25 protein-coding genes and 2 pseudogenes are annotated in these 24,273 nt (G+C 61.4%); 17 read left to right on the top strand and 10 right to left on the bottom strand.

Annotated elements, in window-relative coordinates; translation table 11 throughout:
• The first annotated feature begins 97 nt into the window (after nt 1-97).
• From ACO06R_RS11465 to ACO06R_RS11455, 3 genes are read left to right on the top strand one after another with little or no spacing between them, the layout of a single operon-like run.
• Complete coding sequence (locus ACO06R_RS11465) at nt 98-913, top strand: adenosylcobinamide-GDP ribazoletransferase (protein ID WP_421849651.1); 816 nt, start codon at nt 98-100, stop codon at nt 911-913.
• Between the two features lie 26 nt (nt 914-939).
• The gene (locus ACO06R_RS11460; protein WP_421859359.1) at nt 940-1,176 is read left to right on the top strand and encodes a DUF1289 domain-containing protein; all 237 of its coding nucleotides are present in this window, start codon (nt 940-942) and stop codon (nt 1,174-1,176) included.
• A gap of 6 nt (nt 1,177-1,182) precedes the next feature.
• Nucleotides 1,183-1,884 carry a retropepsin-like aspartic protease family protein gene (locus ACO06R_RS11455; RefSeq protein WP_421849648.1) on the top strand — a complete coding sequence of 234 codons (702 nt, stop codon included), beginning with the start codon at nt 1,183-1,185 and terminating at the stop codon, nt 1,882-1,884.
• Between the two features lie 9 nt (nt 1,885-1,893).
• Here the strand turns inward: ACO06R_RS11455 and ACO06R_RS11450 are convergent, their stop codons facing one another.
• The 4 genes and pseudogenes from ACO06R_RS11450 to ACO06R_RS11435 form a co-directional block, all read right to left on the bottom strand.
• Nucleotides 1,894-2,709: a sulfite exporter TauE/SafE family protein gene (locus tag ACO06R_RS11450; protein WP_421849644.1), complete on the bottom strand. Its 816-nt coding sequence runs from the start codon at nt 2,707-2,709 to the stop codon at nt 1,894-1,896.
• Between the two features lie 368 nt (nt 2,710-3,077).
• Nucleotides 3,078-4,094, bottom strand: coding sequence for a tRNA dihydrouridine(20/20a) synthase DusA (dusA, locus tag ACO06R_RS11445; RefSeq protein WP_421849641.1), 1,017 nt, complete (start codon nt 4,092-4,094; stop codon nt 3,078-3,080).
• 172 nt (nt 4,095-4,266) lie between these two features.
• Nucleotides 4,267-4,427, bottom strand: a pseudogene (locus ACO06R_RS11440) (IS481 family transposase); the annotation flags it as partial.
• A 63-nt stretch (nt 4,428-4,490) separates the two neighbouring features.
• Nucleotides 4,491-4,835, bottom strand: a complete 345-nt coding sequence (locus ACO06R_RS11435; protein WP_421849639.1) for a hypothetical protein — start codon at nt 4,833-4,835, stop codon at nt 4,491-4,493.
• A 171-nt stretch (nt 4,836-5,006) separates the two neighbouring features.
• On the opposite strand from ACO06R_RS11435, the gene ACO06R_RS11430 reads away from it, so the two are divergent.
• From ACO06R_RS11430 to ACO06R_RS11420, 3 genes are all read left to right on the top strand, one after another.
• Nucleotides 5,007-6,005, top strand: a complete 999-nt coding sequence (locus tag ACO06R_RS11430) for an AraC family transcriptional regulator ligand-binding domain-containing protein (protein WP_421849635.1) — start codon at nt 5,007-5,009, stop codon at nt 6,003-6,005.
• Nucleotides 6,006-6,199: 194 nt separating this feature from the next.
• On the top strand, nt 6,200-7,042 hold the full coding sequence (locus ACO06R_RS11425; protein WP_421849632.1) for an SDR family NAD(P)-dependent oxidoreductase: 843 nt from the start codon (nt 6,200-6,202) through the stop codon (nt 7,040-7,042).
• A 33-nt stretch (nt 7,043-7,075) separates the two neighbouring features.
• Nucleotides 7,076-8,011 (top strand): SDR family NAD(P)-dependent oxidoreductase, encoded by a 936-nt coding sequence (locus ACO06R_RS11420; protein WP_421849629.1) that lies wholly within the window; start codon nt 7,076-7,078, stop codon nt 8,009-8,011.
• A 401-nt stretch (nt 8,012-8,412) separates the two neighbouring features.
• Here ACO06R_RS11420 and ACO06R_RS11415 read toward each other — a convergent pair whose 3' ends face one another.
• From ACO06R_RS11415 to ACO06R_RS11390, 6 genes are all read right to left on the bottom strand, one after another.
• Nucleotides 8,413-9,303, bottom strand: a complete 891-nt coding sequence (locus tag ACO06R_RS11415; RefSeq protein ID WP_421849626.1) for a LysR substrate-binding domain-containing protein — start codon at nt 9,301-9,303, stop codon at nt 8,413-8,415.
• Between the two features lie 32 nt (nt 9,304-9,335).
• Nucleotides 9,336-10,523, bottom strand: a complete 1,188-nt coding sequence (locus tag ACO06R_RS11410) for a muconate/chloromuconate family cycloisomerase (RefSeq protein WP_421849622.1) — start codon at nt 10,521-10,523, stop codon at nt 9,336-9,338.
• 78 nt (nt 10,524-10,601) lie between these two features.
• Nucleotides 10,602-11,474 carry a dioxygenase gene (locus ACO06R_RS11405; RefSeq protein ID WP_421849619.1) on the bottom strand — a complete coding sequence of 291 codons (873 nt, stop codon included), beginning with the start codon at nt 11,472-11,474 and terminating at the stop codon, nt 10,602-10,604.
• Nucleotides 11,475-11,612: 138 nt separating this feature from the next.
• Nucleotides 11,613-12,164, bottom strand: coding sequence for a flavin reductase family protein (locus ACO06R_RS11400; RefSeq protein ID WP_421849616.1), 552 nt, complete (start codon nt 12,162-12,164; stop codon nt 11,613-11,615).
• A 28-nt stretch (nt 12,165-12,192) separates the two neighbouring features.
• A complete protein-coding gene (locus ACO06R_RS11395; RefSeq protein ID WP_421849613.1) occupies nt 12,193-12,792 on the bottom strand; it encodes an FAD synthetase in 600 nt (199 codons plus the stop codon).
• Nucleotides 12,789-13,595, bottom strand: coding sequence for an IclR family transcriptional regulator (locus ACO06R_RS11390; RefSeq protein ID WP_421849610.1), 807 nt, complete (start codon nt 13,593-13,595; stop codon nt 12,789-12,791). The genes ACO06R_RS11395 and ACO06R_RS11390 overlap by 4 nt, the downstream gene beginning before the upstream one ends.
• Nucleotides 13,596-13,815: 220 nt before the next feature.
• Between ACO06R_RS11390 and ACO06R_RS11385 the strand changes: the two are divergent.
• The 11 genes and pseudogenes from ACO06R_RS11385 to phnX form a co-directional block, all read left to right on the top strand.
• Nucleotides 13,816-14,579: pseudogene (locus tag ACO06R_RS11385) on the top strand (4-hydroxyphenylacetate 3-hydroxylase N-terminal domain-containing protein); the annotation flags it as partial.
• A gap of 30 nt (nt 14,580-14,609) precedes the next feature.
• A complete protein-coding gene (locus ACO06R_RS11380; RefSeq protein WP_421859357.1) occupies nt 14,610-15,368 on the top strand; it encodes a 4-hydroxyphenylacetate 3-hydroxylase C-terminal domain-containing protein in 759 nt (252 codons plus the stop codon).
• 81 nt (nt 15,369-15,449) lie between these two features.
• Nucleotides 15,450-15,827: a hypothetical protein gene (locus tag ACO06R_RS11375; RefSeq protein ID WP_421849607.1), complete on the top strand. Its 378-nt coding sequence runs from the start codon at nt 15,450-15,452 to the stop codon at nt 15,825-15,827.
• Nucleotides 15,824-16,663 carry an alpha/beta fold hydrolase gene (locus tag ACO06R_RS11370; RefSeq protein ID WP_421849604.1) on the top strand — a complete coding sequence of 280 codons (840 nt, stop codon included), beginning with the start codon at nt 15,824-15,826 and terminating at the stop codon, nt 16,661-16,663. Before ACO06R_RS11375 ends, ACO06R_RS11370 begins: the two co-directional genes overlap by 4 nt.
• Nucleotides 16,664-16,742: 79 nt before the next feature.
• Nucleotides 16,743-18,020, top strand: coding sequence for an ABC transporter substrate-binding protein (locus ACO06R_RS11365; RefSeq protein WP_421849601.1), 1,278 nt, complete (start codon nt 16,743-16,745; stop codon nt 18,018-18,020).
• Between the two features lie 60 nt (nt 18,021-18,080).
• Nucleotides 18,081-18,815, top strand: a complete 735-nt coding sequence (locus tag ACO06R_RS11360; protein WP_421849598.1) for an ABC transporter ATP-binding protein — start codon at nt 18,081-18,083, stop codon at nt 18,813-18,815.
• Complete coding sequence (locus ACO06R_RS11355) at nt 18,799-19,512, top strand: ABC transporter ATP-binding protein (RefSeq protein ID WP_421849595.1); 714 nt, start codon at nt 18,799-18,801, stop codon at nt 19,510-19,512. The genes ACO06R_RS11360 and ACO06R_RS11355 overlap by 17 nt, the downstream gene beginning before the upstream one ends.
• Entirely contained in the window at nt 19,512-20,378 is an 867-nt protein-coding gene (locus tag ACO06R_RS11350; RefSeq protein ID WP_421849592.1) for a branched-chain amino acid ABC transporter permease, read from the top strand. The genes ACO06R_RS11355 and ACO06R_RS11350 overlap by 1 nt, the downstream gene beginning before the upstream one ends.
• Nucleotides 20,379-20,382: 4 nt before the next feature.
• On the top strand, nt 20,383-21,402 hold the full coding sequence (locus tag ACO06R_RS11345; protein ID WP_421849589.1) for a branched-chain amino acid ABC transporter permease: 1,020 nt from the start codon (nt 20,383-20,385) through the stop codon (nt 21,400-21,402).
• Nucleotides 21,403-21,804: 402 nt separating this feature from the next.
• Complete coding sequence (locus ACO06R_RS11340; RefSeq protein ID WP_421859355.1) at nt 21,805-23,424, top strand: GMC family oxidoreductase; 1,620 nt, start codon at nt 21,805-21,807, stop codon at nt 23,422-23,424.
• 33 nt (nt 23,425-23,457) lie between these two features.
• Nucleotides 23,458-24,249 carry a phosphonoacetaldehyde hydrolase gene (phnX, locus tag ACO06R_RS11335; RefSeq protein ID WP_421849586.1) on the top strand — a complete coding sequence of 264 codons (792 nt, stop codon included), beginning with the start codon at nt 23,458-23,460 and terminating at the stop codon, nt 24,247-24,249.
• Nucleotides 24,250-24,273 lie beyond the last annotated feature (24 nt).

The raw sequence follows: 24,273 nt of genomic DNA, 5'->3' as shown, positions 1-24,273 counted from the left end.
GATCGGGAATTGTGTGGCGTGTTTATCGACCGTGCCCTATACACGAAGACCGATCCAAAACGACACAAACTCTCGCAGTCACGCAACTTTTTCGACCATGGCATATCTCGATCAAACCGCCGGGCTGTGGGGACGGACGATGCGCTCGGTGGCGTTTCTGTCGCGGCTGCCGGTCGCCGCGCGCTACTTCGACCAGGGCGATGAAAAGGCCGCGGACCTGCGCGCGGATGTGGCGGCGTTTCCGCTGGCCGGCGTGGTGATTGCCGCCGGCCCATGCCTGCTGCTGATCGTGATGGCGACAGCAGGCGGATCCGATCTGATCGTCGCCGGATTCACCGTGCTGGCGCTGGTCGCGGTTTGCGGCGCGCTGCACGAAGACGGGCTGGCCGATGTCGCCGACGGTTTCGGCGGCGCTAGCCAGCGCGAACGGCGGCTGGAGATCATGAAGGATTCGCGTGTCGGCTCCTATGGCGTGATCGCCCTTTGCGGGAGCCTGCTTCTGCGCGTCGCGGCACTCGCGGCAATCCTTGCGCAGCACGGCGCGCCTGCAGCGGCGATCGCGCTGCTGGCCGTCGCGGCTGCATCGCGCGCGGCGATGGTCTGGCTGTGGGCCGAGTTACCGGACGCGCTCGACAAGGGTTTGGCCGCCTCGATCGGCAAGCCGGCCGACGGGACTGTGACCTTCGCTTCGATCTGCGGCCTGGTGTTGTTTGCAGTCGGCGGTGTCGTGGCCACGGGCTTTTTTTCCACGCTCGTCGCGCTACTTCTCGCCGTGCTGGCGGCGCGCCTGTTTGCCCGCCTGTGCCGGAGGATGATCGGCGGCGTCACGGGCGACACGCTGGGGGCCTGCCAGCAAATCGTCGAAATCTCGTTGCTGACCGGCCTTGCGCTCGGATTTTCAGTGCCCACTTGAATTGGCAGGAGACCCGGATGAGCGCCATTGAATCGCCCTGCATTCTCGTATGCTCCATAGACGAGCAGACCGGCTACTGCTTCGGGTGCGGACGAACGCGCGACGAAATCGGCGCATGGACGCTCTATACGCCGGAAGAGCGCCGGACGATCATGGATGCATTGCCGGCGCGGCTGGAGACCGTCGAACGCAAGCCGCGGCGCGAAACCCGTCGCCAGCGCATGGCGCGGGAGCGCGAAGACGCTGCGCGGAGTTCGGAGTAGAGCTTTATGAACCTGTTTGCGCTTGCCATCTTCACTGTTCTCGGTGCCGGCCTGTTGATCCTGCTGTTCAACGGCAATGACGGCACGATCGGACCGATGTCCGACGACCAGTTCGCAAGCACGATCTATCTCGGCCTGCTGGGCACGGTGCTGGCGGCCGGCCTGTTCGCCTCGGGCCAGCGTTTCGGCACCATGGCGCGTCATGCCGCCATCTGGCTGGCCCTGCTGATCGTCCTGGTCGTCAGCTACGAATACCGCTACGAACTGCAAAACAGCGCCGGCCGGGTCGCCTCCGTGCTGTTGCCGGGACAGCCCGTGTCGTCAACCGACTCGCAGGGCCGCCAGACCGTTACGATCAACCGTCGCGGGCAGCATTTCGTCACGCGTGGCACCATCAACGGCGCGGACCAGTCGTTTCTGGTCGACACCGGCGCGTCGACCATCGTGCTGACGGAATCGAGCGCCCGCAGCGCCGGCTACGAAGTCGAAAACCTGCGCTTCACGGTTCCCGTCGCGACCGCGAACGGCACCGCCATGGCGGCGCGGATCAACGATCTCGACATCGAGATCGGCGGCATCGGCCGCACCAACATGCTGGCGCTGGTCGCCCGCGACAGCGCGCTCGGTTCCAACCTGCTCGGCATGAATTTCCTCGACACGCTGAGTTCTTTCGAGGTTACCCGCGACAGGCTCGTTCTGAGAAACTGAGCCCCTCGCCTAGAGGACGCTCATGATGAAGCGGGTTGCAACGACGAACATGAAGATGCCGAAGGCGATTTCCAGCTGCCGTTTTTCCAGCCCGTGCGCGATCCGCACGCCAAATGGCGTGACCAGCAGCGTGATCGGGATGATCAGCGCGACGGCGATCCAGTTGACATAGCCGGTCGAGAAGATCGGCAGCCCGGTCTTGTCCCAGCCGGCCCATATCGCACCGAGGAACCCGGGGATCGAGATCAGCACGCCGACACCGGACGACGTCGCGACCGCCTGGTGGATCGGCCGGCCGAACAGCGTCATGAAAGTGTTGTTCAGGACGCCGCCGCCGATACCCATCAAGGTCGACAGGAAGCCGATCAGCACGCCGACGAACCAGCGAACCGGACCGACCGGAAGCGTGTCGCCCAGCCGCCATTCCGGCCGATCGAAGACCAGCTTTATCCCGATCAGGAATGCAATGGCGCCGAAGATCAGCCGCAGCCCGCCGCTCGAAATCGACGCAAAAACCAGCGCCGCGATCAGCACGCCGGCGGGAACCGCGAAGACAAAGCTGCGCAGGATCTCCAAATCGACTGCGCCACGGGCGCGATGCGACAGGAACGAGCGGATCGATGTCGGCACGATGATCGCCAGCGACGTTCCGACCGACAGATGCATCCGCACCGCATCGTCGACACCGATGATCCCGAAGACCTGAAAGAACACCGGGACCAGCACGGCGCCGCCGCCAATGCCGAACACACCGGCGAGCAATCCTGCGACGACACCGGCGCCCGCCATCGCGGCGATCAGCCACGCTATATCCATGAACGCCATTTCGGTTTGTCCCGCTTCCCGGCTGGCGGCAACGATGCCGTGGTCCGCTTGGCTAGCGCGGCGCCATAGCGTTGTAAATCGCCGACTTCGTTGTAGTCACCGCCGGCAATTATCAAGCGACGACTGCTCTCTTCATTGTTTGTTAGACTAAAGTACGTATACTTTGGTCTAATAGTGAGGAGAAATGACCATGGATCGCTGGAGTTTGGTATTTGTCGCAGCCTTGCTGGTAGCCGTTGTGGGCGCGGGCATGACCCCGAGCAATGCCCACAAAACGGATAACACGCAGCTTGCAGCCGACTACGGCGCACCGGCATGGCCGGCCCTTGTGAAGCGGACGCCGGTTTCCCCCTAGCAGCCAGTCCGGATTAGGCCGCCGGGGCCGTCGCGTCTTCCAGATGCACGGCCTGCATGGCCGCAAACAACACATCGGGACCGCAATCCGGCTTGGCCGTCTCCACGGTCAGGATTTGCCGGTAGCGCCGTGCGCCGGGCATTCCCTGAAACAACCCGATCATGTGCCGGGTGACATGCTGCACGCGGCCGCCGGCGGTGACATGGCGGTCCGCATAAGCCGCCATCGCTTCCATGATTCTTTGGTAATCCGGCTCAGCGGCGGTCCCGCCTGACATCATTGCATCGACGCCGGCCAAAATTCCCGGCGAATGATAGGCCGCCCGCCCGAGCATGGCGCCATCGACCCGTGTGAGATGATCGCGGACCTGATCGAGATCGGTAATCCCGCCATTGATGCCGATAAAGACATCGGGATGGACCCGCTTCAATCGATAGACGATGTCGTAGTCGAGCGGCGGGATATCCCGGTTTTCTCTCGGGCTGAGGCCCTGCAACCAAGCCTTGCGCGCATGGACCCAGACCGCCTGCGATCCGGCCGCGATCACGTCGCGCGCCAGTCCGAACAATGCGATCTCCGGGTCCTGCTCGTCGACACCGATGCGGCATTTGACCGTCACCCGCACCGTGTCGGGCGCCGCGCGGCGCATCGCCTCGATGCAGCGCGCAACCAGATCGGGTTGCAGCATCAGGCAGGCGCCGAATGTCCCGGACTGGACGCGGTCGGACGGACAGCCGACATTCAGATTGATCTCGTCATAGCCGAAGTCGGCCGCGATCCGTGTCGCCTCCGCAAGCTTCTCCGGATCGCTGCCGCCCAGTTGCAGCGCGACCGGATGTTCGGCGTCGTCATAGCTAAGCAGCCGCTGGCGATCGCCGCGAATGACCGCGTCTGCAACCACCATCTCGGTGTAAAGCAACGCGGACTTCGTCAGTTGCCGGTGGAAATACCGGCAGTGACGATCCGTCCAGTCCATCATCGGGGCGACGGACAGACACTGGGCTGCAATGTTCAGCGGTTTTCTCTCCATGCCCGACCTTTACCGAAGCGCGGACAATCCTGCCAGAGTATCGCTTTCTTTAGCATCGAGACCATTCGAACCAGCTTCGGTTGAGTTGCACCAAGTCTTTCTACTCAACCCCGTGTAGTCGTTCGGTTCGTTCCCCGTTGCTCTGTGAAGAACTTCATCCAAGAGACAGCGCTGGTTTGCCGCCGGTCTTCTCGGGCAGGCTTGGGATCCCTACCGCTGCAGGCATCGTTGCAGAGAGGAGCGTGTGACAAGCGGGATCGTCGGCTGGAGGCCCCATAGGCAATCATCGAGCAGGCGCATCGTATGTGGTCGCGGCGCTGCAATGATGATCTCGTTCCTTGGTGCATCTTTCCATTCCATCGAATGAAAAGCACCGTCAAACCGGGGATCTAACGCCTAATGGGCGTGTATTCGTGCCCAACCGAGCATGGTCAGAATCCCGATGTCTATCAGAATGTAGATCACGTAGAGCCAAGTGGGTACGTCCCCTCCGAAAGTCAGGAAGGCTGCACATAGGCCGAGAGACACAGCGATCATGGCCCAGGTTCGGGCGCCTTGGTGACCCGAGCGGATCAGCGCCCCCAAGGCCAGATACAAGATACCAACCGGAATTAGCGGTATCGTGTCAGCGTTCCATTCGTGGATCAGGAAGGCGATGCTGTGTAGCGAACCTGTCAACAGCAAAAGCCCAGCGCCCGTCATCGCCGCTCTTTGCGATGTTAAGCCCAATTTGTCGAGCATCAGCCCTCTCCAAAGCTTTCTTCTCACGGATACGACCGGGAATGATACCGGTCATTTGCAAACCGCGCCAAATTGCTGCCTGATGGTGCCAACCGGCACACCTCCACTGGATATTTCTTCAAGCAATCTGATGATTGGAATGACCGAGCCACTACCGAAGCGGAAGTACGGATGAAATCGAAAGACAGATATCTGAGCAGCGTTACAACGCGTGCGGTTGTACAGATGCTGAAGATTTCCCCTGAACGGGTGTTGCGCCGGGCCGGGCTGCCCGAGGACTACCTGTTCTCGGAAGAGCGCGGCGTGACAGCACGCGAGTGGTTCGCGCTCTGGGAAGCATTGGAGGCCGAGTACGGAAAGCCCGATCTTGCTTTGCGCTTGGGGCAAGCGATGGCACGCGGGCCGTTCGTACCGCCGATATTTGCCTTCTCCTGCAGTCAAGATATCGAAAAGGGTCTAACCCGGTTGGCGCTATTCAAACCTTTGATGGGGCCGCTTCAACTGGAGGTGAAACGCCAAGAGGACGCGCTGGCCGTCATCTACAGTTCGGTAGATCCCGACGTGCCGATTCCGCCCATCGTCACCCGGTTCGAAGCAGTGTACTTTTTGGAATGCTGCCGGACCTTTACAGGCGAACACATTGTGCCGCTGGCTATCGGCATGACGGGGACGGCCGAAGAATGGGCACCGCTGATACCAATTCTGGGTGTTACGCCCGAACCCGCACAGGACTTCCACCTCACCTTCTCGCTCCACGACGCCACCCTGCCGCTGATCACCCATAATGAAGAGATGTGGGCCGGGTTCGAAGTAGGCTTGCGCAAAAAGATTCTGAATCGCAACGTTCGCGTCGAAGTGTCCGAAAGAGTGCGCAATGCCCTGCTGGAGGCGCTGCCTTCGGGGCATAACACGGTGGACGATATCTGCAAACGACTACACGTCTCGAAGCGCACGCTTCAGCGCAAACTGAAGGACGAGGGAACCACATTTCAGGAGGTGCTGGACCAGACCCGATCTGATCTGTCGTACCACTACCTGAAGAAGCCCGAGGTGAGCGTGGTCGAAATCTCCTATTTGCTGGGCTTCCAAGATCCCGCCTCGTTCTATCGCGCATTCCATGGCTGGACAGGTCAAACCCCGGCGGATGTTCGCAACCGGTTGTCAATCTGAGTCCTGGCACCATTCGGCACATAATTGGCGCCATCCATCATTACGAACGCGCGTTTGACGACTTAGGTTTTCCCGTAGGTGCCGGGCCGCTGGCCGCAGTCACCATAGATGAAAAAGACCTCAATCCGGAACTTTAGAGTATCAATGGGCCATCGCCCAAACGGGGAAGGTTGGCCAATCGACTGGAGAGCAACATGCAGGATTTCAACGGAAAAGTCGTGGTCATCACCGGCGGAGCCACCGGCATCGGCAAAGGATTTGCCAAAGCATTCGGTCAGGAAGGCGCCAGGATCGTACTGAACGGCCTCCATCAGGATCGGCTTGATGAGGCCAAGGCCGAACTGGAAGCCCTGGGCATTGAGGTCACCATTCTGGCCGGTGACGTGACTGTTCCTGAGGATGTTGAAGCGCTGGCCGCGTTCGCCTGGGACTGGAAGGGGCATGTCGATGTGCTGGTGAACAACGCCGGCATCATGGTGCCCCACGCCCCGGTGCTCCAGATGCCGCTCGAGCATTTCCGCGCGATATACGAGGTGAACTACTTCTCCGTTGTCGTTGCCTCGCAGATCTTCGGCAAACGCTTCCTCGAACAAGGTACACCAGCCGCGATCTACAATGTCGGTTCGGAAAACTCGCTGTTTCATGGCACGCCTCTGAACGGAGCCTATGTCGGCACCAAGCACTCGGTCTACGCCATTACCCACTCCCTGCGCGAGGAACTGCCCGAGTTCATCGACGTGTCGCTGATATGCCCCGGTTTCGTGGTGTCAGAGCTTGGCCCGAAAGAAAACATGCAGCACGGCATGCCGACGGACGAATACGTCGCGATCGCCATGAAACAGCTGAAGGCCGGTGAATTCTGGGTGGTTTCTCACGCTTATAATGCCGTGCGCATCCAAGCCAAGCATGACCAGCTCATGAAGGCTTATGAAAGCTACGCCCCGCGCTACGAGGGCGACAAACAATATGACGTGCGCACCGTGGTGCAACCGATCCTCGAAGAGCATATCGGCGTGAAGCTGAACCCCGTCGGCTGATCCACTTCTGCGAACCCCAGAAAGGAAAACTCCATGACGATAGACACCACCCGCCGCACGATTCTGACAGGTGGCGCTGCTCTTGGCCTTGCCGCCGGGCTCGTCCATTCCGCGACCGCCGAAGGCGAGACGCCCGCGCGCGAATTCGAAGGCAAGACCGCCTTCGTCACCGGCGGTGCCCGCGGCATCGGGCTCGGCTGCGCCGAGGCGCTGGCAGCCAGGGGCGCCAACATTCTGCTCTTCGATATCGCCACCCAGATCCCCGAAGTGCCCTATCCGCTGGCCAGCGCCGACGACCTTGCTGCGGCTAAGACCGCGATTGAGGCGCATGGAGTGCAATGCCTTGCGGTTACGGGTGACGTACGCGATTTCGACGCCCAGAAGGCGGCGATGGACCGTGCTGTCTCCGAGCTTGGCGGGCTCGATTTCATCGTCGCCAATGCCGGTATCACCCAACCCGGATCGCTAGAGCAGTTTTCGGAAGAAGAGTTGTCGCTGATCATCGACATCAACCTCAAGGGTGTGATCAAGACCATTCAAGCCGCGACCCCGATCCTGCGCGAGCAGGGCTCTGGTTCGATCGTGACCATGGCCTCCGTCACCGGCCGCAGCGGTTCGGATCGTTTCCCGGTCTACAGTGCCACCAAGTGGGCGATTATCGGACTCACGAAGAGCGCCGCTCTGGCGCTCGGACCGGACGGCGTGCGCGTAAACGCGCTTTGCCCAACCCTCTGCCGCACGCCGCTCTTGGAAAACGACCACGTGCTTTCAAATATGATACCGGGCGTGACGCTCACCTGGGATCAGTTCGAAGAGGTCGCAAGAGACATCCACGTCCTGCCGGTCGGTTTCTACGGGCCGGAATATGTCGGCTCGGTCGCCGCCTTCCTCTGTTCGGAAGCCTCGGCCATGATCTCGGGCGATGTCTTCGACATTGGCGCCGGCGCCAACGCCAACTTCCCCGCTTGATACATCATCCACCTAAGCACAACACCGCGCTCCGTTTTACAGGAGCGCGGCTTTGGGGCAATTCGCCCCAATCCGATTGGCAAGATCGTCCGTAACCTCGGAACGACCCGCCAATGTCAAGAGTGCTGGAGCCCCCGGTCTAGGTCTCAGCAAATCGACCGACAGCAAGGATCGAAGGCATACCCCAGACCGACCTGATCACCCGCGCTTCCTCGGGTGTTAGCAAGGAAGCCGCCAAACTCTTCTCATTGCGTGGCTGGAACGTGGTAGCCACCATGTGCAGTCCGACGAAGAAGAGGAATTGGCCAGGTTGGACAATGTGCTCGTCACCCGCCTCCATGTGACCAACCAGTCTCGATCGAGGCCGCTGCCACCGCCAGTGTTGAGCGCTTCAGCCTGGCTCATAGAGGCCGTCGCGACACCTTCAGCGCAATGTCCACGAATTGTTTTACGTGGACGGACTGGTCGTCAATGCGCGTGTTCACCGAAACCGCGGTCGTTGCTTCGGGATTGTCCAGCGCGACGGAGCAGATCCCCTTGCGCTCGGCCGACCCGACGGATTCTGGTACGATGGCGCCGCCGACCTCCACGGACACCAGGGAAATCGCTGTCTGAACATCCATGGCGAAAATCCGCTCGCGCGGTTCACCGCCATCGGCGCGGAAGAGTTCCAGCACATGATCGGCGAAACTCGGGCGCGGCCTTTCCGGATAGAGGATCGTAACCTCGTCGCGTAGATCGCGCAGGCGCAGGCTCCTCTTTTGCGCCAACGGGTGCGTGTCGGACAGTGCAACTACCAGCCGTTCCTCGACCAGCTGGCGGGAAACGATCTCCGCGTCGTCGAGTTTCGGGCGGGCGATCGCCACATCGATCTCGCGCCGGATGAGCGCGGAACGAAGGCCGGCGTTGTTCATCGGAAACAGGCCGAGCGCCACACCCGGATGGTGCCGGCGATAGGATTTCAGGATGTTGGGCAACACGCCATAGGTTGAAGAGCCGACAAAGCCGATGCGCAGCCGTCCTTCGGCGCCCTGGCCGATACGGCGCGCCTCCAGCTGCGCCTCCTCCAGCATTGCGGTGATCTGCTGTCCGCGTTCGAGCAGTTTTTCCCCGGCCTGTGTCAAGGTCACCTGGCTGCGGCCTCGATTGAAAAGCAATACGCCGAGTTCGTCCTCGATCTGCTTGATCTGCCGGCTGAGAGGCGGCTGGGCAATGCCCAGCCGTTCGGCGGCCCGTCCGAAATGGCGTTCCTCCGCAACTGCGATGAAGTACTCCAGCCATCGGATTTTCATGCGGCGCTCCGTCCCTGCGCCAACTTATTATTCTACGAGGCAGCCGATCGCCAACCGCCATCTGCGAGTTCGAGCATGTGATCCTCGTCCACGATCACTCCGAGACCGGGGCCGGTCGGGCATTCAACGCGAAAGTCGCCAAAGTTCAAACCACCGGAAACCAGATCACGCGTGAGGATCTTCGGTCCGAAATGCTCGGTGCCCCAATGCAGTTTCGGGAGGGTCGAGAAGACTGCCAGATGCGCCGCAGCGCCGATCCCGCTTTCGAGGAGACAGCCGCCGTACAGCTCCATTCCATGTGCCGAAGCGATCCCCGCGGCGCGTTTCAATTCCATGAGACCGCCACTTTTGACGAGCTTGAGCGACAACACCGTTCCCGCGCCATCCGCGCCGGCCTCGGCAACCTCGCCGACCGAGAACGCCCCTTCGTCGATCATCACCGGCACCCGGCTGCGCTCGGTGATCCGCGCCAGGTTCCTGCGGTCACCCGACGCGACAGGTTGCTCGATCAGGGCGATGCCCAGTTCCTCCAACGCCGGTATCCAGCGGTAGCATTGCGCCACGGTCCAGGCCTGGTTGACATCGACAATGATCTCGCAGTCCGGCAGCGCTTCGGCGAGGCGGGCCAGTCGCTGGATTTCGGCCCGAGGTTCCGAAAGGCCGATCTTGACCTTGAAACGACGATGCTCGCGGGCGGCAAACTTGCCGCGCGCCTCTTCGATTTCCTGATCGACATCGCCGGATGCCAACGCCCAGATGACTTCGAAACCATCGTGGACACGTCCGCCCAGCAGCTGCGAAGCCGGCAAGTCGAGCGATCTTCCGACCGCGTCGTAAAGCGCGCTGTCTATCGCAGCCCTTGCCGCCGTATTGCGGGTCGCCGCTTTGCCCATCGCCTGGCCGAGCATCTCGAACCGGTTGGCCGGCTGTCCGAAGATGGCGGGCGCAAGGTATTTGTCGACCGCAGCCCGGATCGATTCCGGCGATTCCTCGGCCCAACGCGGTCCGCCAAGCGTAGACCCCTCCCCGTATCCGACAGCGCCATTGCCGAGCGTGACACGCACAACGATGATCGACTTGTTGCTGATCTCGGTGTTGGAGAGTTTGTGCGCGCGGATGGTCGGCGCGGTTACCGAAAGTGTCTCGGTGCGCACAATGCGAAGCGCATCCTCATCGAAACCCCGATGCTCATTGGCTGATACAGGCTCTAGGACGTTCATGGCGGTTCCCGTTTCGGATGCACGCTGCCCGCTTGCCGCCACCCGGGCCGACTTGAGCCCGGGCGGCGTTCAGCCGGATTACTCGGCTGCCAGCTGAACAGCATCGGCCTCGCGGAGTACGAAGTCGAACCGCAGGACAAGATCCGTATCGGCACCTTCTGGCGCTTTCTCGAACTTGCCGATCAGGCTCTCCTTGACCGCGAAGACCGAGTCGTTGTCGAGCCATTCGGTGTCGGCGTCGTAGACCTGCGTGATCAACGTGCGGTAACCGTCCTTTGACAGGATGAAGTGAAGATGCCCCGGACGATTGGGGTGATGGCCCATGAAGTGCAGCAGCTCACCGGCGGTTTCGTCTTCAGGGATCGGATACGGCACCGGGCGCACCGCGACCAACGCATAGTGGCCGTTTTCATCGGTCTCGAAACGACCGCGCAAGTTGTAATCGGGCTGATCCGGATCGTGGTTTTCATAAAGCCCGTTCGGAGCATCCTCCCAGATGTCGAGCGTCGCGCCGACAACCGGGTTGCCGTCCGCATCGCGCACATAACCCTCCACATAGACCGTCTCCTGGTCCGGAAACGCTTTCTGAACGGTCGACGCCCCCTTGGGCAGAACCGGCGGGTTTTCCCGGTAGAATGGCCCGAGCACGGTCGATTCACTCTCGCTGCCTGCAACGGGATTGGAGATCATGTCGACCAACACCTCGACGCCGAGAATGTCGCCCAGGAGGATGAACTCCTGGCGCTTGTCGCTGCAGATGTGGCCGGCGCGCGCCAGAAAATCGCAGGCGCCGAGGAACTCGGCGTGTGTGAGATTCACGTCTTTGACGAAGCCGTGCAGGTGGCTGATCAGCGACGTCATGATTTCCCGCTGCCGGACGCTGACTTCACTCGATTTGCCAAGTGAACCGATGACGACGTCCGAGACGTTCTCGATGGTAACATTACGCATATTTTTCCTCCTCCAGATGCGTGACTTTCATGGAATCTGCGGCACCTTTTCGCGACAGTGCGCAGAGATCGTCTGCATGATTGAAAATCCTAGCACCGCGCCGCGGCTACCGCAGGGTATTGTGTGATACTCGCTCCCTCACCAATGACTGCCGGCGAACATCCAGTCGGGATCGAGCATTGGCGGCGTTTCCTCATGGAGCTTGCCAAAGCGCCCCTTGTAGAATGTCAACGGGCCTTCTTCCGAGACCGTCTCGAAGGCGCTGACCCGACCTATGAAAACAACGTGGTCACCGGCCGGCACCGCCTGATCGACATCGGCCGCGAACACGGATGTGGCGGCTCGGGCTACCGGAAGTCCGTCCAGATCGCACAGGGGATCGACCAGGTCATCGTTCGGGCGGCCCGCAAAGTGCATCGCGAGATCTTCGGTACCAGCCGCCAGCACCGATACGCCGAAACGCCCCGATGCCTCGATTAACGGCAGCAACCTTGCCGCTCTTGCGATGGAGACGGCGATCAAAGCCGGTTCGAGCGATATCGACATGAACGCGTTGGCGGTCATGCCATGGTCGCGGTCCCCTGCTCGCGTCGTCACGATCGTGACGCCGGTGGCGAAGCAACCGCAAGCATTGCGAAACTGTATCGGATCGATTGCGGCGGTCGGCGGGCGGTCGTGCAGGACGGTCATGCGGTCTCCTTCAGCGATTTTTCGCAGGTCAATCGACGGTCCCGGGAAGGCAGCCTTCCGACGGCCAGCCATGCAGGGCGCGGGCATCCTCGCGGCGACCGTCTTCGAACAAGTCACGCAGGCGAGAACTGGAAATCCTCTCACCCGTCTTGCAGCCGATTTCGTCGATCAGGCGGGTGTCAAAATGACGAGCCAGCAACGATGTGTCGCCGCTGCGGCCGGTGCCGAAACGAAAGTCGGCTCCGACCCAGACCTGCACCGGATTGAGCCGGCCCAGTTCGGCCAGAAAGGCTTCGGCGGGGCGCGCGGCATAGACCGCATCGAACTGAGCGACAACAATGTGATCGATCCCGAAGTGGGAGATGCGCCGCAGTTTTTCATCGAGGGGCGTCAACCGCAACTTGCCCGCGAAGTAAGTTTTCGGGGGTGGATCGAATGTGTAGACGACCGACGGAACGCCGGCTTGCCGTGACCGGCGGACAATGGCGGCCAGAAGCGCCTGATGACCGCGATGCACGCCGTCGAACGCGCCGACCGTCACGATCGAAGCCGACAGCGACAGACTGTCGTGAGGGTGCCGCACCGCGTGCCCGGTCAACGGATCACTGCATTCCCAATCGCCAATCATGCGACATCCTGCCAGGATGCCGACCGTCCGCCGGGCAACTGCCCTGTTGGGCGGTTGGCATCCTGCCAACCCAGCCGGGCAGAAATCCTGTCGGCGGCCTGAACGACGATGGTCCGATAGGCGCGAGGCTGCAGCGTATAGCGGCTGAGCGGCACCGCAAGCGAGAACGCCGCGACGCAGACACCCGCATGCGACCGGATCGGCGCAGCGCAGGTCGCCAGGTCCCGATGCCATTCGCCGACAGCGTCAGCGAATCCTCTCTCCCGGATTATCGAAAGCTCGTCGCGAAGAAGCGAACGAGCAGTAATCGTGTTGTCGGTGAACCCGGTCAAGTCCAGCGTTTCGAGCATACGCAGCAGTTCGGCTGTCGGCAATTGGGCGAGTAGAAGCTTGCCCGCACCGACGGCATGCAACGGCGTTTCGGAAGAGATGACATCGCGCCCGACGCCGACCGGCCGATTGCCCGTCTGGCCGGAGATCGGGGCAAGCTGGCGGCCTGCCAGTTCGGCGACATGGACGGTTTCGCCGTGATCCATGGCGGTACGGGCAACGATGGGGCGCGCCGCCTCGATCAGCCCGTCGGTGTTGGCAAGCACCTGCCCCAGCGCCGCGACCATCGGACCGAGACGAAACCGGCCCGGCGCCTGCTTCTGCAGCAACCCCGTTTCCGCCAATCCGTTCAACAACTCGTGCGCCGAGGAATGGGCGATACCGAGCAACGCAGAAATCTCGCCGGTCCCACGTTCCGGCGCGGTGACCGTGAAGAGACTCAGAACCTGACCAATTCTGGTTGCGGCTTTCATCTCCGGTCTTCCACTCTTTTGTCTCTCTTTTGTTCGGCTCTGCATTCCGCTCGGAACAGCCGAATGAAATGACCGCTGAAGATAGTTCGGTATTTTCGAATGGAAATCACGGTATCGGCCGATACCTTTCGGAAATTCTGGGAAGGCCGCAGCCTGCTCCCGTCTGCTGCCTGGCGGACCGATTTGTTTTGGCAATTTGCCGCATCTGGGAGGATTAACAATGGACGGAAGCATACCGGCCGGAGCACCCTATACCGGGTCACAATACCTCGAAAGCCTGAGGGACGACCGCGAAATCTATATTCACGGCGAACGTGTGAAGGACGTCACCACTCACCCCGCCTTTCGCAACTCGGCGCGCATGGTCGCGCGTTGGTACGACAAATTCCATGAGAAATCAGGCGAGATCGGCGTCGCTTGCGACAACGGCTCGAACGGTACCACGCATCCCTTCTTTCTCGGCTCCAAAACCACCGAAGACCTGGTGAGATCCCGCGACGCCATTGCCGAACTCCAACGCGTGTCTCCTTCGGCTGGATGGGCCGGTCGCCCGACTACAAGGCTTCGTTTCTGGGAACGCTCGGCGCCAATGCCGGATTCTACGGCGAGTATGCCGACAATGCGAAGGCCTGGTACAACAACACGCAGCAACGGCTCGACTACTGGAACCACGCCATCGTCAATCCGCCGATCGACCGGGACAAGGCGATCGAGGATGTGCGCGACGTGTTCATTCACGTCGAAAAGGAAACCGATGCCGGACTCGTGGTTTCGGGGGCCAAGGTGGTCGCGACCGGATCGGCGCTGACCCACTACAACTTCATCGCGCACTACGGAATTCCGATCAAGGACAAGTCCTTCGCTGTCCTGTTTACCGTGCCGATGGACAATCAGGGCGTCAAACTGATCTCCCGTACGTCCTACGAGCTCAACGCAGCCGTCGTGGGCACACCCTTCGACTACCCGCTCTCGTCGCGCCTTGACGAGAACGATTCCATCCTCGTCTTCGACCAGGTGCTGGTGCCGTGGGAGAACATCTTCATCTATGGCGACGTCGAGAAGATCAACGCCTTCTTCCCGGCTTCGGGCTTCATCCCGCGTTTCACCCTGCATGGCTGCACCCGGCTTGCGGTCAAGCTGGAGTTCATCTCCGGCCTGTTCGCCAAGGCAGTCGAGGCGACGGGCGCGAAGGATTTCCGCGGCGTTCAGACAGCGGTCGGCGAAGTCATCGCATGGGCCAATCTCTTCAAGGGGATCACCGACGGGATGGTTCACAACCCGATCCCCTGGGACGGCACCGATGGCTACAACCTGCCAAACATCTTCTCCGGCCTCTCCTACCGCGTCTTCGCGCCGATGGCTTACGGCCGCATCAAGGAGTTGATCGAGCGGCACGTCGCCTCCGGCCTGATCTACCTGCCCGGCTCGGCGCTCGATTTTGAGAGCCCTGCGGTGCGCCCCTATCTCGATCGCTTTGTGCGCGGATCGAACGGCTACGCGGCGATCGACCGGGTCAAGCTCTTGAAACTGTTGTGGGACGCGATCGGTTCCGAGTTCGGCGGAAGGCACGAGTTGTACGAAACCAACTATGCCGGCAATTACGAGAACATCCGCATCGAGACCATGCTGACCGCCCAGGCGACCGGCCAACTCGACGCCATGAAGGCTTTCGCAGAGGAATGCATGAGCGAGTACAATCTCGAAGGCTGGACAGCCTCGGACCTCGTCAATCCTGCGGACGTCAACGTGCTGAAGACCGTGGCAGCGATGTAGTGCTGCAATGCCGGGCGGTGGGCTTCTCCCCGCGCCGCCCGGCGCTTTCCCGACATTTTCAATGCAAGCACTGGGTTCGACATGCTGGCCAGACTGAGACAAATGCAAGCCGCGCTGAACAGCACCGAGCATCTTCTCAGGCTCGGGCGCCTGTTTTCGGAAACCGTGCAGCTTCGCGTCGATGACCACGAGTATTATCTGACCTTCGAAAAGGGCGCGCTCGTCGAAATCGCCGAAGGACCCAGCCGCAAGACACCCTACCGCTTTGCATTTGTGACCGACGGCGAAGCGTTGAGCCGCTTCTGGCGCCCCTGCCCCGAGCCGGGCTTCCACGACATATTCGGGCTCGTAAAGATCGGACGCGGCCGGGTTGAGGGCGACATCCTGATGCTGGTCAAGAACCTTCGCTTCTTCAAGGAATTCATGGCGCTTGCGCGCAAGAAGGAAACGGTGCGATGACCATCGAACCGATCACGGGCCGCTATCTGATGGTGGATGTCGGCGGCACCCCGCACCGGATCTATTTCGAGGAAGCGGGCCGAGGCCAGCCGGTGCTTTGCCTTCACACCGCGGGCGCGGACACGCGCCAGTGGCGTCACCTGCTGAACGACGCGGGGGTCAACGAAGACTACCGCCTGATAGCGTTCGACATGCCGTGGCACGGCAAATCCCTGCCACCGGAAGGTTTCCAGACGCAGGAATACATGCTGACGACCGACAGCTACATCGAGACAGTGCTGGCGGTGGTCGACGGGCTCGGACTCGACCGGCCGATCCTCGCCGGGTGTTCCATGGGCGGCCGGATCACGTTGCAACTGGCGGCAATGCATGCCGACCGTTTCGCGGGGTTCATCGCCATCGAAGCGAGCGACTTCCAACCAGCCTGGTACGATATCGATTGGTTCCACCGCCCGGACGCGCATGGCGGCGAAATGGGTGCGGCGCTGGTCTCGGCCAACATCTCTCCCTATGCGCCGGAGGCGGAACGCTGGAACACGCTGTGGATGTTCATGATGAGCGGTCCGGGCGTATTCCGCGGCGACCTGAGTTTCTACACCCGCGACGACAGCCTGATCGGGCGTTTGGGTCAGATCGATACGGCACGCGCACCAGTCCACATCCTCGTCGGGGCCTATGACCTCACGTGCACGCCTGAGGACGCAAAACGCACGGCAGACGCCATTCCGGGTGCGACGCTCGCGGTGATGGATGAACTGGGCCACTTCCCGATGAGCGAGCATCCGGAGGGCTTTCGGCCGTTCTTTGTCGATGCGCTGGCACGGATGAAGCGGTAACGGCGCGGCCCGGCAGGGAGACCGGACACAACGAGCCGACATGCCGTCCGTCGAGGATTTTCACCAAGGGAGGATAATCATGACCAAGAAAACCATTACCCGCCGCAGTTTTGCGAAGGCGGCCGGCGCTTCGGCGGCGATTGCGGCCGTGGGCGGGTTGGCAGCCCCGGCCATCGCCAAACCGAAAACCGTGAAGATCGGTTTCGTCACGCCGCAAACCGGACCGCTCGCCATTTTCGCGGAACCCGACAACTTTGTTCTGGATCAGTTCAGACGGCTGACTGCCGATGGTCTGACGATCAATGGCGCGAAGCATCCAGTCGAGTTCATCGTCAAGGACAGCCAGTCGAACTCCAACCGGGCATCGTCCGTGGCGCAGGAATTGATCTTCGGCGACGAGGTCGACATCATCACCGCGACCGCGACCCCCGACACCACGAACCCGGTAGCCGACCAGGCAGAGTTGAACGGGGTTCCCTGCATCACCAACGACACGCCATGGCAGCCGCACTTCTTCGGCCGGCAAGGCGACCCGGCGACCGGCTTCGAGTACACCAACCATTTTTTCTGGGGACTTGAGGACATCATCTCGGTCTACATCAATCAGTGGGACCAGATCGAAACCTCGAAGGTTGTCGGCGCGCTGTGGCCGAATGATCCGGACGGGAACGGCTGGAGCCATCCCGAACTCGGCTTTCCGCCGGTGATGGCCAAGCGCGTCTACGAACTTGTCGACACCGGACGCTACCAAAACATGAGCGACGATTTCAGCGCCCAGATTTCTGCGTTCAAGGAAGCTGGCGTCGACATCGTCACCGGCGTGATGATCCCGCCCGACTTCACGACTTTCTGGACCCAGGCAGCCCAGCAGGGCTTCCACCCGAAGATCATGCAGGCGGCCAAGGCGACAGAATTCCCGCAAGCCATCGCCGGGCTGGGCGACCGCGCCGACGGACTGACCGTCGAAGTCTGGTGGTCACCCCATCACCCGTTCAGTTCCGGTCTGACGGGGCAAAGCTCGGCCGAACTTGCTGCTGAATACGAAGCTGCGACCGGCAATCCCTGGACCATGCCCCTCGGCTTCAAACACTCGCTGTTCGAGGTCGTGATCGATGCCCTGAAGCGGGTCGAGGATCTGAGCGATCCGGACAGCATCGCTGCGACCATTCGCGCGACAGACTACAACAGCGTCGTCGGACACCTGAATTTCACAACAGGTCCGGTGCCGGGGATCTCCAAGACACCGCTGGTCGGCGGTCAATGGCGGATGGAGGCAGGCAAACCCGTTCTCGAAATCGTCGAGAATGCCGATCAACCGGACGTCCCGCTGACCGCCGAGATGCGGCCAATCGGCTGACTGTCGACAAACCCAGGACCGGATGGGGCGGCATGGCGCCGCCCGCTCCCCGAGGCTCGTATGGAACCAGTTCTGTCCGTTAAAAACGTCCGAAAGAACTTCGGTGCGCTCAAAGTCGCAGACGATATTTCGTTCGACGTTCACGCCGGCGAAGCCCTTGGTGTGATCGGACCGAATGGCGCCGGCAAATCGACGCTGTTCAACCTGATCGCCGGAGCGCTTCCGGTCTCCAGCGGAACCATCCTGTTCTCGGATGCGGATATCACCGCAATGCCCGCATCGCGGCGGTGCCGGCTCGGGATCGGCCGGTCCTTTCAGATCCCAAGCCCTTTTACCGGGATGTCGGTCTACGAAAACCTCGCCGTCGCTGCGTCTTTCGGGTGCGAAGTGCACGATGATCCCGAAGCCGAATGCCGCGCCCTGCTGGAGATGACCGGCCTCTTGGCCAAGGCCAACTTGCCGGCAGGGGCGCTCACATTGTTGGAGAGAAAGCGGCTTGAACTTGCCCGGGCGCTCGCGACGCGGCCGCATCTGCTTCTCCTCGATGAGATCGCCGGCGGGCTGACGGAGGCCGAGTGCCAGGCGCTCGTCACCACGATAAAGGGAATTCGAGAGGCGGGTGTTTCGATCATTTGGATCGAACATATCGTCCACGCCCTGACCGCGGTCGTGGATCGGCTGATCGTTATCGACTTCGGAAAGATCGTTGCGCAAGGCGATCCGCGCAAGGTCATGGCCGATCCACTGGTTCAGGAAATCTACATGGGAATCGAAGTTGATGAACATGCTGCTTGAAACCAAAGGGCTGACCGCCTTTTACGGCGACTTTCAGGCACTGTTCGGGATCGATTTCACAATCGGCGCCGGCGAGACCGTGGCTATGATCGGCGCCAATGGAGCTGGCAAATCCACCTTCCTCAGAGCGCTGACCGGGCTTCACCGAACCTCCGGCCAGGACATCTTTTTCGATGGACAGGCAATCGGCGGCATGGCTGCGGACCGTATCCACAAAATGGGGCTGGCGATGGTGCCTGAAGGACGGCGCCTGTTCGCCTCGCTAACGGTCGAGGAGAACCTGCGCATAGGAGCATCCGGGAGACGCTTCGGCGGTTGGACGGTCGAACAGATCTACGATCTGTTCCCGGAACTGCTTGCCAAACGCAAGAACCTCGGCACCGCGTTATCCGGGGGGCAGCAGCAAATGGTGGCCATCGGCCGGGCCCTGATGTCGAACCCGCGGCTGCTTCTCTGCGACGAAATCAGCCTCGGACTGGCGCCAAAAGTTATCAAGAACATCTACAAGTCCGTCCCTCTGATCAGAGAGACCGGCACCGCGCTGCTGCTTGTGGAACAGGATGTCAGCCAGGCCCTTGCAGTGGCCGACCGGGTCTACTGCTTCATGGAGGGACGGGTTTCGCTAACCGGAACACCCGCGACCCTGACGCGGGACCAGATCGCCAAGGCCTATTTCGGCATCGGGGATGCTGCGTGATGGTCTGGGTCAACGCGATTTTGCAGGGTGTGCTCCTGGGCGGCCTATATGCCTTGTTCGCGGCCGGCCTGAGCCTGATGTTTGGGGTCATGCGGTTCGTGAACATCGCCCATGGCGATTTCATCGTCGTGGCGGCCTATGCCATGCTCACCTTCGCGGTCACCTGGGGCTGGCATCCGGCGCTCTCGGTTCTGGCCGTGGTGCTGCTGCTCGGGGCAGCCGGCTATGCCAACCAGCGCTTTGTGCTGAACCGGGTGCTCGGCAAGGATATCCTGCCGCCAATCCTGGTTACATTCGGACTGTCGATCATCATTCAAAACGCTCTTCTGGAAGGGTTTTCGGCCGACAGCCGCAAAATCCAGACCGGCGCTTTGGAAACCGCCAGCCTGCAGCTCTTCGAAGGTGTGGCCATCGGCCTTTTGCCGTTCCTGATCTTCGTAGCGGCTCTTTGCGTGCTCGGGGTTTTGCAGTTCGTCTTTTACCATACGCCGCTCGGCCGGCTTTTGCGCGCGACCTCCGACGATCCCGAAATCGTTCCGCTCGTCGGCGGCAACAATGCGCATATCTTTGCCCTTGCGACAATGCTGGCGAGTTTCGTCGTCGCGATTGCCGGGATCTTCCTTGCCATGAAAACCAACTTCGATCCGGCGGCGGGGCCGGCCAGGCTTCTGTTTGCGTTCGAGGCGGTGATCATCGGCGGCCTTGGCAGTATCTGGGGCACGCTTGCCGGCGGCGTTATCCTCGGCGTTGCGCAAACGCTCGGGGCACAGATCGATGCGGGATATCAGATCCTTGCCGGTCATCTGGCCTTTCTCGCCGTCTTGATCCTCCGGCCTACGGGGCTGTTTCCGAGAATGAAAGGCTGAGCCCATGACGCCGGTTTCGCAAAACGGTTCTTCCCTTTCCAATGGTGCTGTTTACGCCCGGATCGCGCTCACCGCCGCGGTGCTTCTTGCGGTTTCCGCCCTGGCGCTGGCTCCATTTTGGGCGGGGCGTGCGGATCTGCGGCTGCTGATGGAGGTTTTCACCTTTTTGGCGCTGGCACAGATGTGGAACCTGCTCGCCGGCTATACGGGTCTGGTTTCTGTCGGCCAGCAGGCGTTTGTCGGGCTCGGGGGCTATCTGTTCTTCGCGCTGGCGATGTTCTCCGGGTTGCCTGTGCTGGCCGCCATTCCGCTGGCCGCTCTCGCCACCGCGCTCATCGCCGTGCCGACCGGCTGGATCGCCTTTCGGCTGCAGGGGGCCTACTTCGCCATCGGCACCTGGGTGATCGCCGAAGTATTCCGGTTGATCGCGGCGCAGTCGACGGCGCTCGGCGGCGGCTCCGGGATTTCCTTGCCCGTGGCACTGGCCAAATCCATCGCCGCGTCGCGCGCGGAACGCGAGATGGTGATGTATTACTTAGCCTTCGCCATCGCCGTTGTGTCGGTGCTCGGCGTCTGGTGGCTTCTACGGTCGAGCTGGGGACTGGCACTGACGGCCATCCGCGACAGCGAGCCCGCGGCCGAGGCCATAGGCGTGAATACCCGCCGCGTGAAGTTCATGATCTATGTGCTGACAGCCGGCGTCACAGGCCTGACCGGCGCCTTTATCTTTCTGCAGAAACTGCGGATCACCCCGGACGCGGCGTTCAGCGTCAATGAATGGACGGCATTCGTGATTTTCATTGTCGTGATCGGCGGGATCGGGACGATCGAAGGGCCGATCATCGGCGTGATCGTTTTCTTTGCCCTGCGCGAAATCGCAGCCGACTGGGGAACCTGGTACCTGATCATGATGGGAGCGATCGCCATCGGCGTGATGATGATCGACAAGCGCGGAATCTGGGGCGCGCTAGCCTCAAGAGTTGGGCTTTCGGTCTTCCCGGTCAGCCGCAGAATTCGCCAGTGAACGCACATCTCACGAGGCACCGCGAACAAAGAACGACTACATCGAACCGCTGTAGACTTCCGGGAGTCTTGGCCGCAGTCTTGGCCGCATGTCCCTTGAGTGAACGGTGGGGCACGATCGGCACGGTTGCACGGTAACTTCACCGTCATGAAAACGGGAGCGGCGATCAAAGCCACGATCGGACATCTCTCCATTTCTCTTGTCTGTTTCGATGAAACCCGCAACAAAGGGAATCGAGGAGGAGGAGATCAGGTGCCGCGGCCTAAGTCCGGCCAACCCGGTTTCTTGAATGCGCCGCATTTTTCCTTCTACACGATGACTGCCAACATCAACTCGCCCACCATCGTGAACGGTGAGCGCCGCGCCAACCTCGTCTGGTCGACGAAGCAGGAAGGAAGGACCATGGAGTTCGACTATGTGATCGTCGGCGGGGGCTCGGCAGGCGCGACACTTGCCGCACGCTTGAGCGAGGATCCCGGCGTGACCGTCTGCCTGCTGGAAGCCGGTGGCAAAGGCGATGGCATCCTGGTTCGCGCGCCGGCGGCGGTAGTCGCCATGCTCCCGGGACACGGCAAGATCAACAACTGGGCACTGAACACCGTCCCTCAGCCGGGGCTGAACGGCCGCAAGGGCTACCAGCCGCGCGGCCGCGCGCTCGGCGGATCGTCTGCGATCAATGCCATGCTCTATGTGCGCGGGCACAAGTCCGACTATGACGGCTGGGCCGAGCTGGGCTGTGAGGGCTGGGACTGGAACAGCGTACTTCCCTATTTCAAGCGCGCTGAAAACAACGCGCGTGGCGAGGACGAGTACCATGGCGGCAGCGGGCCGCTTCAGGTCAGCGACCAGCAAAGCCCTCGTCCCATGTCGAGAGCCTTCGTCGAGGCGGCAACCCAGCTGCAGCACCGGCGCGTCGAAGATTTCAACACCGGCGACAATGAAGGCGTGGGCCTTTATCAGGTGACCCAGTTCCATGACCTAACGAAGGCTGGCGAGCGCTGCTCTGCCGCAGCAGCCTATCTGCACCCGGTCATGGATCAGCGATCGAACCTGACCGTGCTCACCAAGGTTCGCGGCGAAAGGATCCTGTTTGAAGGTAAGCGCGCTGTCGGCGTTTCCTTTCGCCAGTCGCGCACGAGCAAGCAGGTGCGCGCGAAACGCGAGGTGATCCTTTGTAGCGGCGCATTCGGTTCGCCGCAGCTGCTGCAACTCTCCGGCATCGGACGGCCCGAAGACATCACGCAGCACGGCATCGAGATGGTGCATGAACTGCCGGGCGTCGGGCAAAATCTGCAGGACCATCTGGACTTCATCCTCGCCTGGAAGTCGAAGGATACCGACAATTTCGGGATCGGTGTTACCGGAACGATCAACCTGGCCAAGCATATCCTCGCCTGGCGAAGAGACGGATCGGGCATGATCGCAACCCCATTCGCCGAAGGCGCAGGCTTCCTCAAGACGGCGCCTGATCTCGACCGGCCCGATGTCCAGTTGCATTTCGTGATCTCGATTGTGGATGATCATGCGCGCAAACTGCACATGGGTTACGGTTTCTCATGCCACATCTGCGCACTAAGGCCCTATTCACGCGGCGAAGTGTTCCTGGAATCCCCAGACCCGATGGCAAACCCGGGCATCGACCCGAAGTACCTATCCGACAAGCGCGATCTGGAGACGATGATCAAGGGCGCCAAGATGTCGCGCGAGATCCTGATGCAGGAGCCGATGGCGAAGTATCGTCACAAGGAATTGTTCGGCACCGATACCGCACATAGCGATGCCGATTGGGAGCGCCACATCCGGGCGCGCGCCGACACGATCTACCACCCGGTGGGCACCTGCAAGATGGGTACCGACGAGATGGCTGTGGTCGATCCCCAGCTCAGGGTTCGCGGATTGGAGGGACTGCGCGTTGTCGACGCCTCGATCATGCCGACACTGATTGGCGGTAACACCAACGCGCCGACGATCATGATAGCGGAAAAGGCCGCAGACATGATCCGCGCCAATGCGGTTTCATAACCAGCGACACTTTGTTCGGGGACATTCCGCAAGATGACAGTTTTCAAGGCAGCCGTGTTCGATTGGGCCGGCACCACGATCGATTTCGGTTCGTTCGCGCCTATGGGTGTTTTTGTCGAGGCCTTCGCCAGGTTCGGCATCCAAGCGACGATTGAGCAGGTCAGGAAGCCGATGGGCATGCCGAAATGGGACCATATCCAGGCCATGATGGCTGATCCCGAAATCGCCCGGGCCTGGGAAGCGCGGTGTGGCGCAAAACCGGACTCGGCAGCCATCGACAAGGTCTATGAGGTTTTTGTGCCGATGAACGAGCAAGTCGTCGCCGACTACGCGACGCTGGTTCCGGGCACCCGCGAAACCGTCGAAGCGCTGCGCGCCAAGGGCATGAAAATCGGCTCGACCACGGGCTACACCCGCTCGATCATGGAGCGCGTACTCCCGATCGCCGCCAAACAGGGTTATGAACCCGACAATCTCGTCTGCTCCGACGATTTGATCGAAGGGCGCCCCGGCCCGCTCGGCATGTACAAGTGCTTCGTCGACCTTGCCGTCTATCCGCCTTCGGCGGTCATCAAGGTGGATGACACCGAACCGGGTATCGCCGAAGGGGTGGCAGCCGGCTGCATGACCGTCGGCGTAGCGCTTTCAGGCAATGAATGCGGTCACACCGTCGAGGAATTGGCGGCAATGCCGCAAGGCGCCGTCGATGAGATCCGCCAACGCGTGACCGCGAAACTGAAGGCGGCCGGCGCGGGTCATGTGATCGATACGATCGCCGACCTTCCGGCACTCATTGAGCGGCTTGAGCGCGCGCCCGAGGCGTAGACCGGCTATTGTGTCAACAGCGGC

The organism is Oricola sp. (assembly GCF_965230365.1).
Lineage (GTDB): Bacteria > Pseudomonadota > Alphaproteobacteria > Rhizobiales > Rhizobiaceae > Oricola.
Note: the sequence above shows the minus strand (reverse complement) of the source record. Positions and strands in the feature narration are given on the sequence as shown.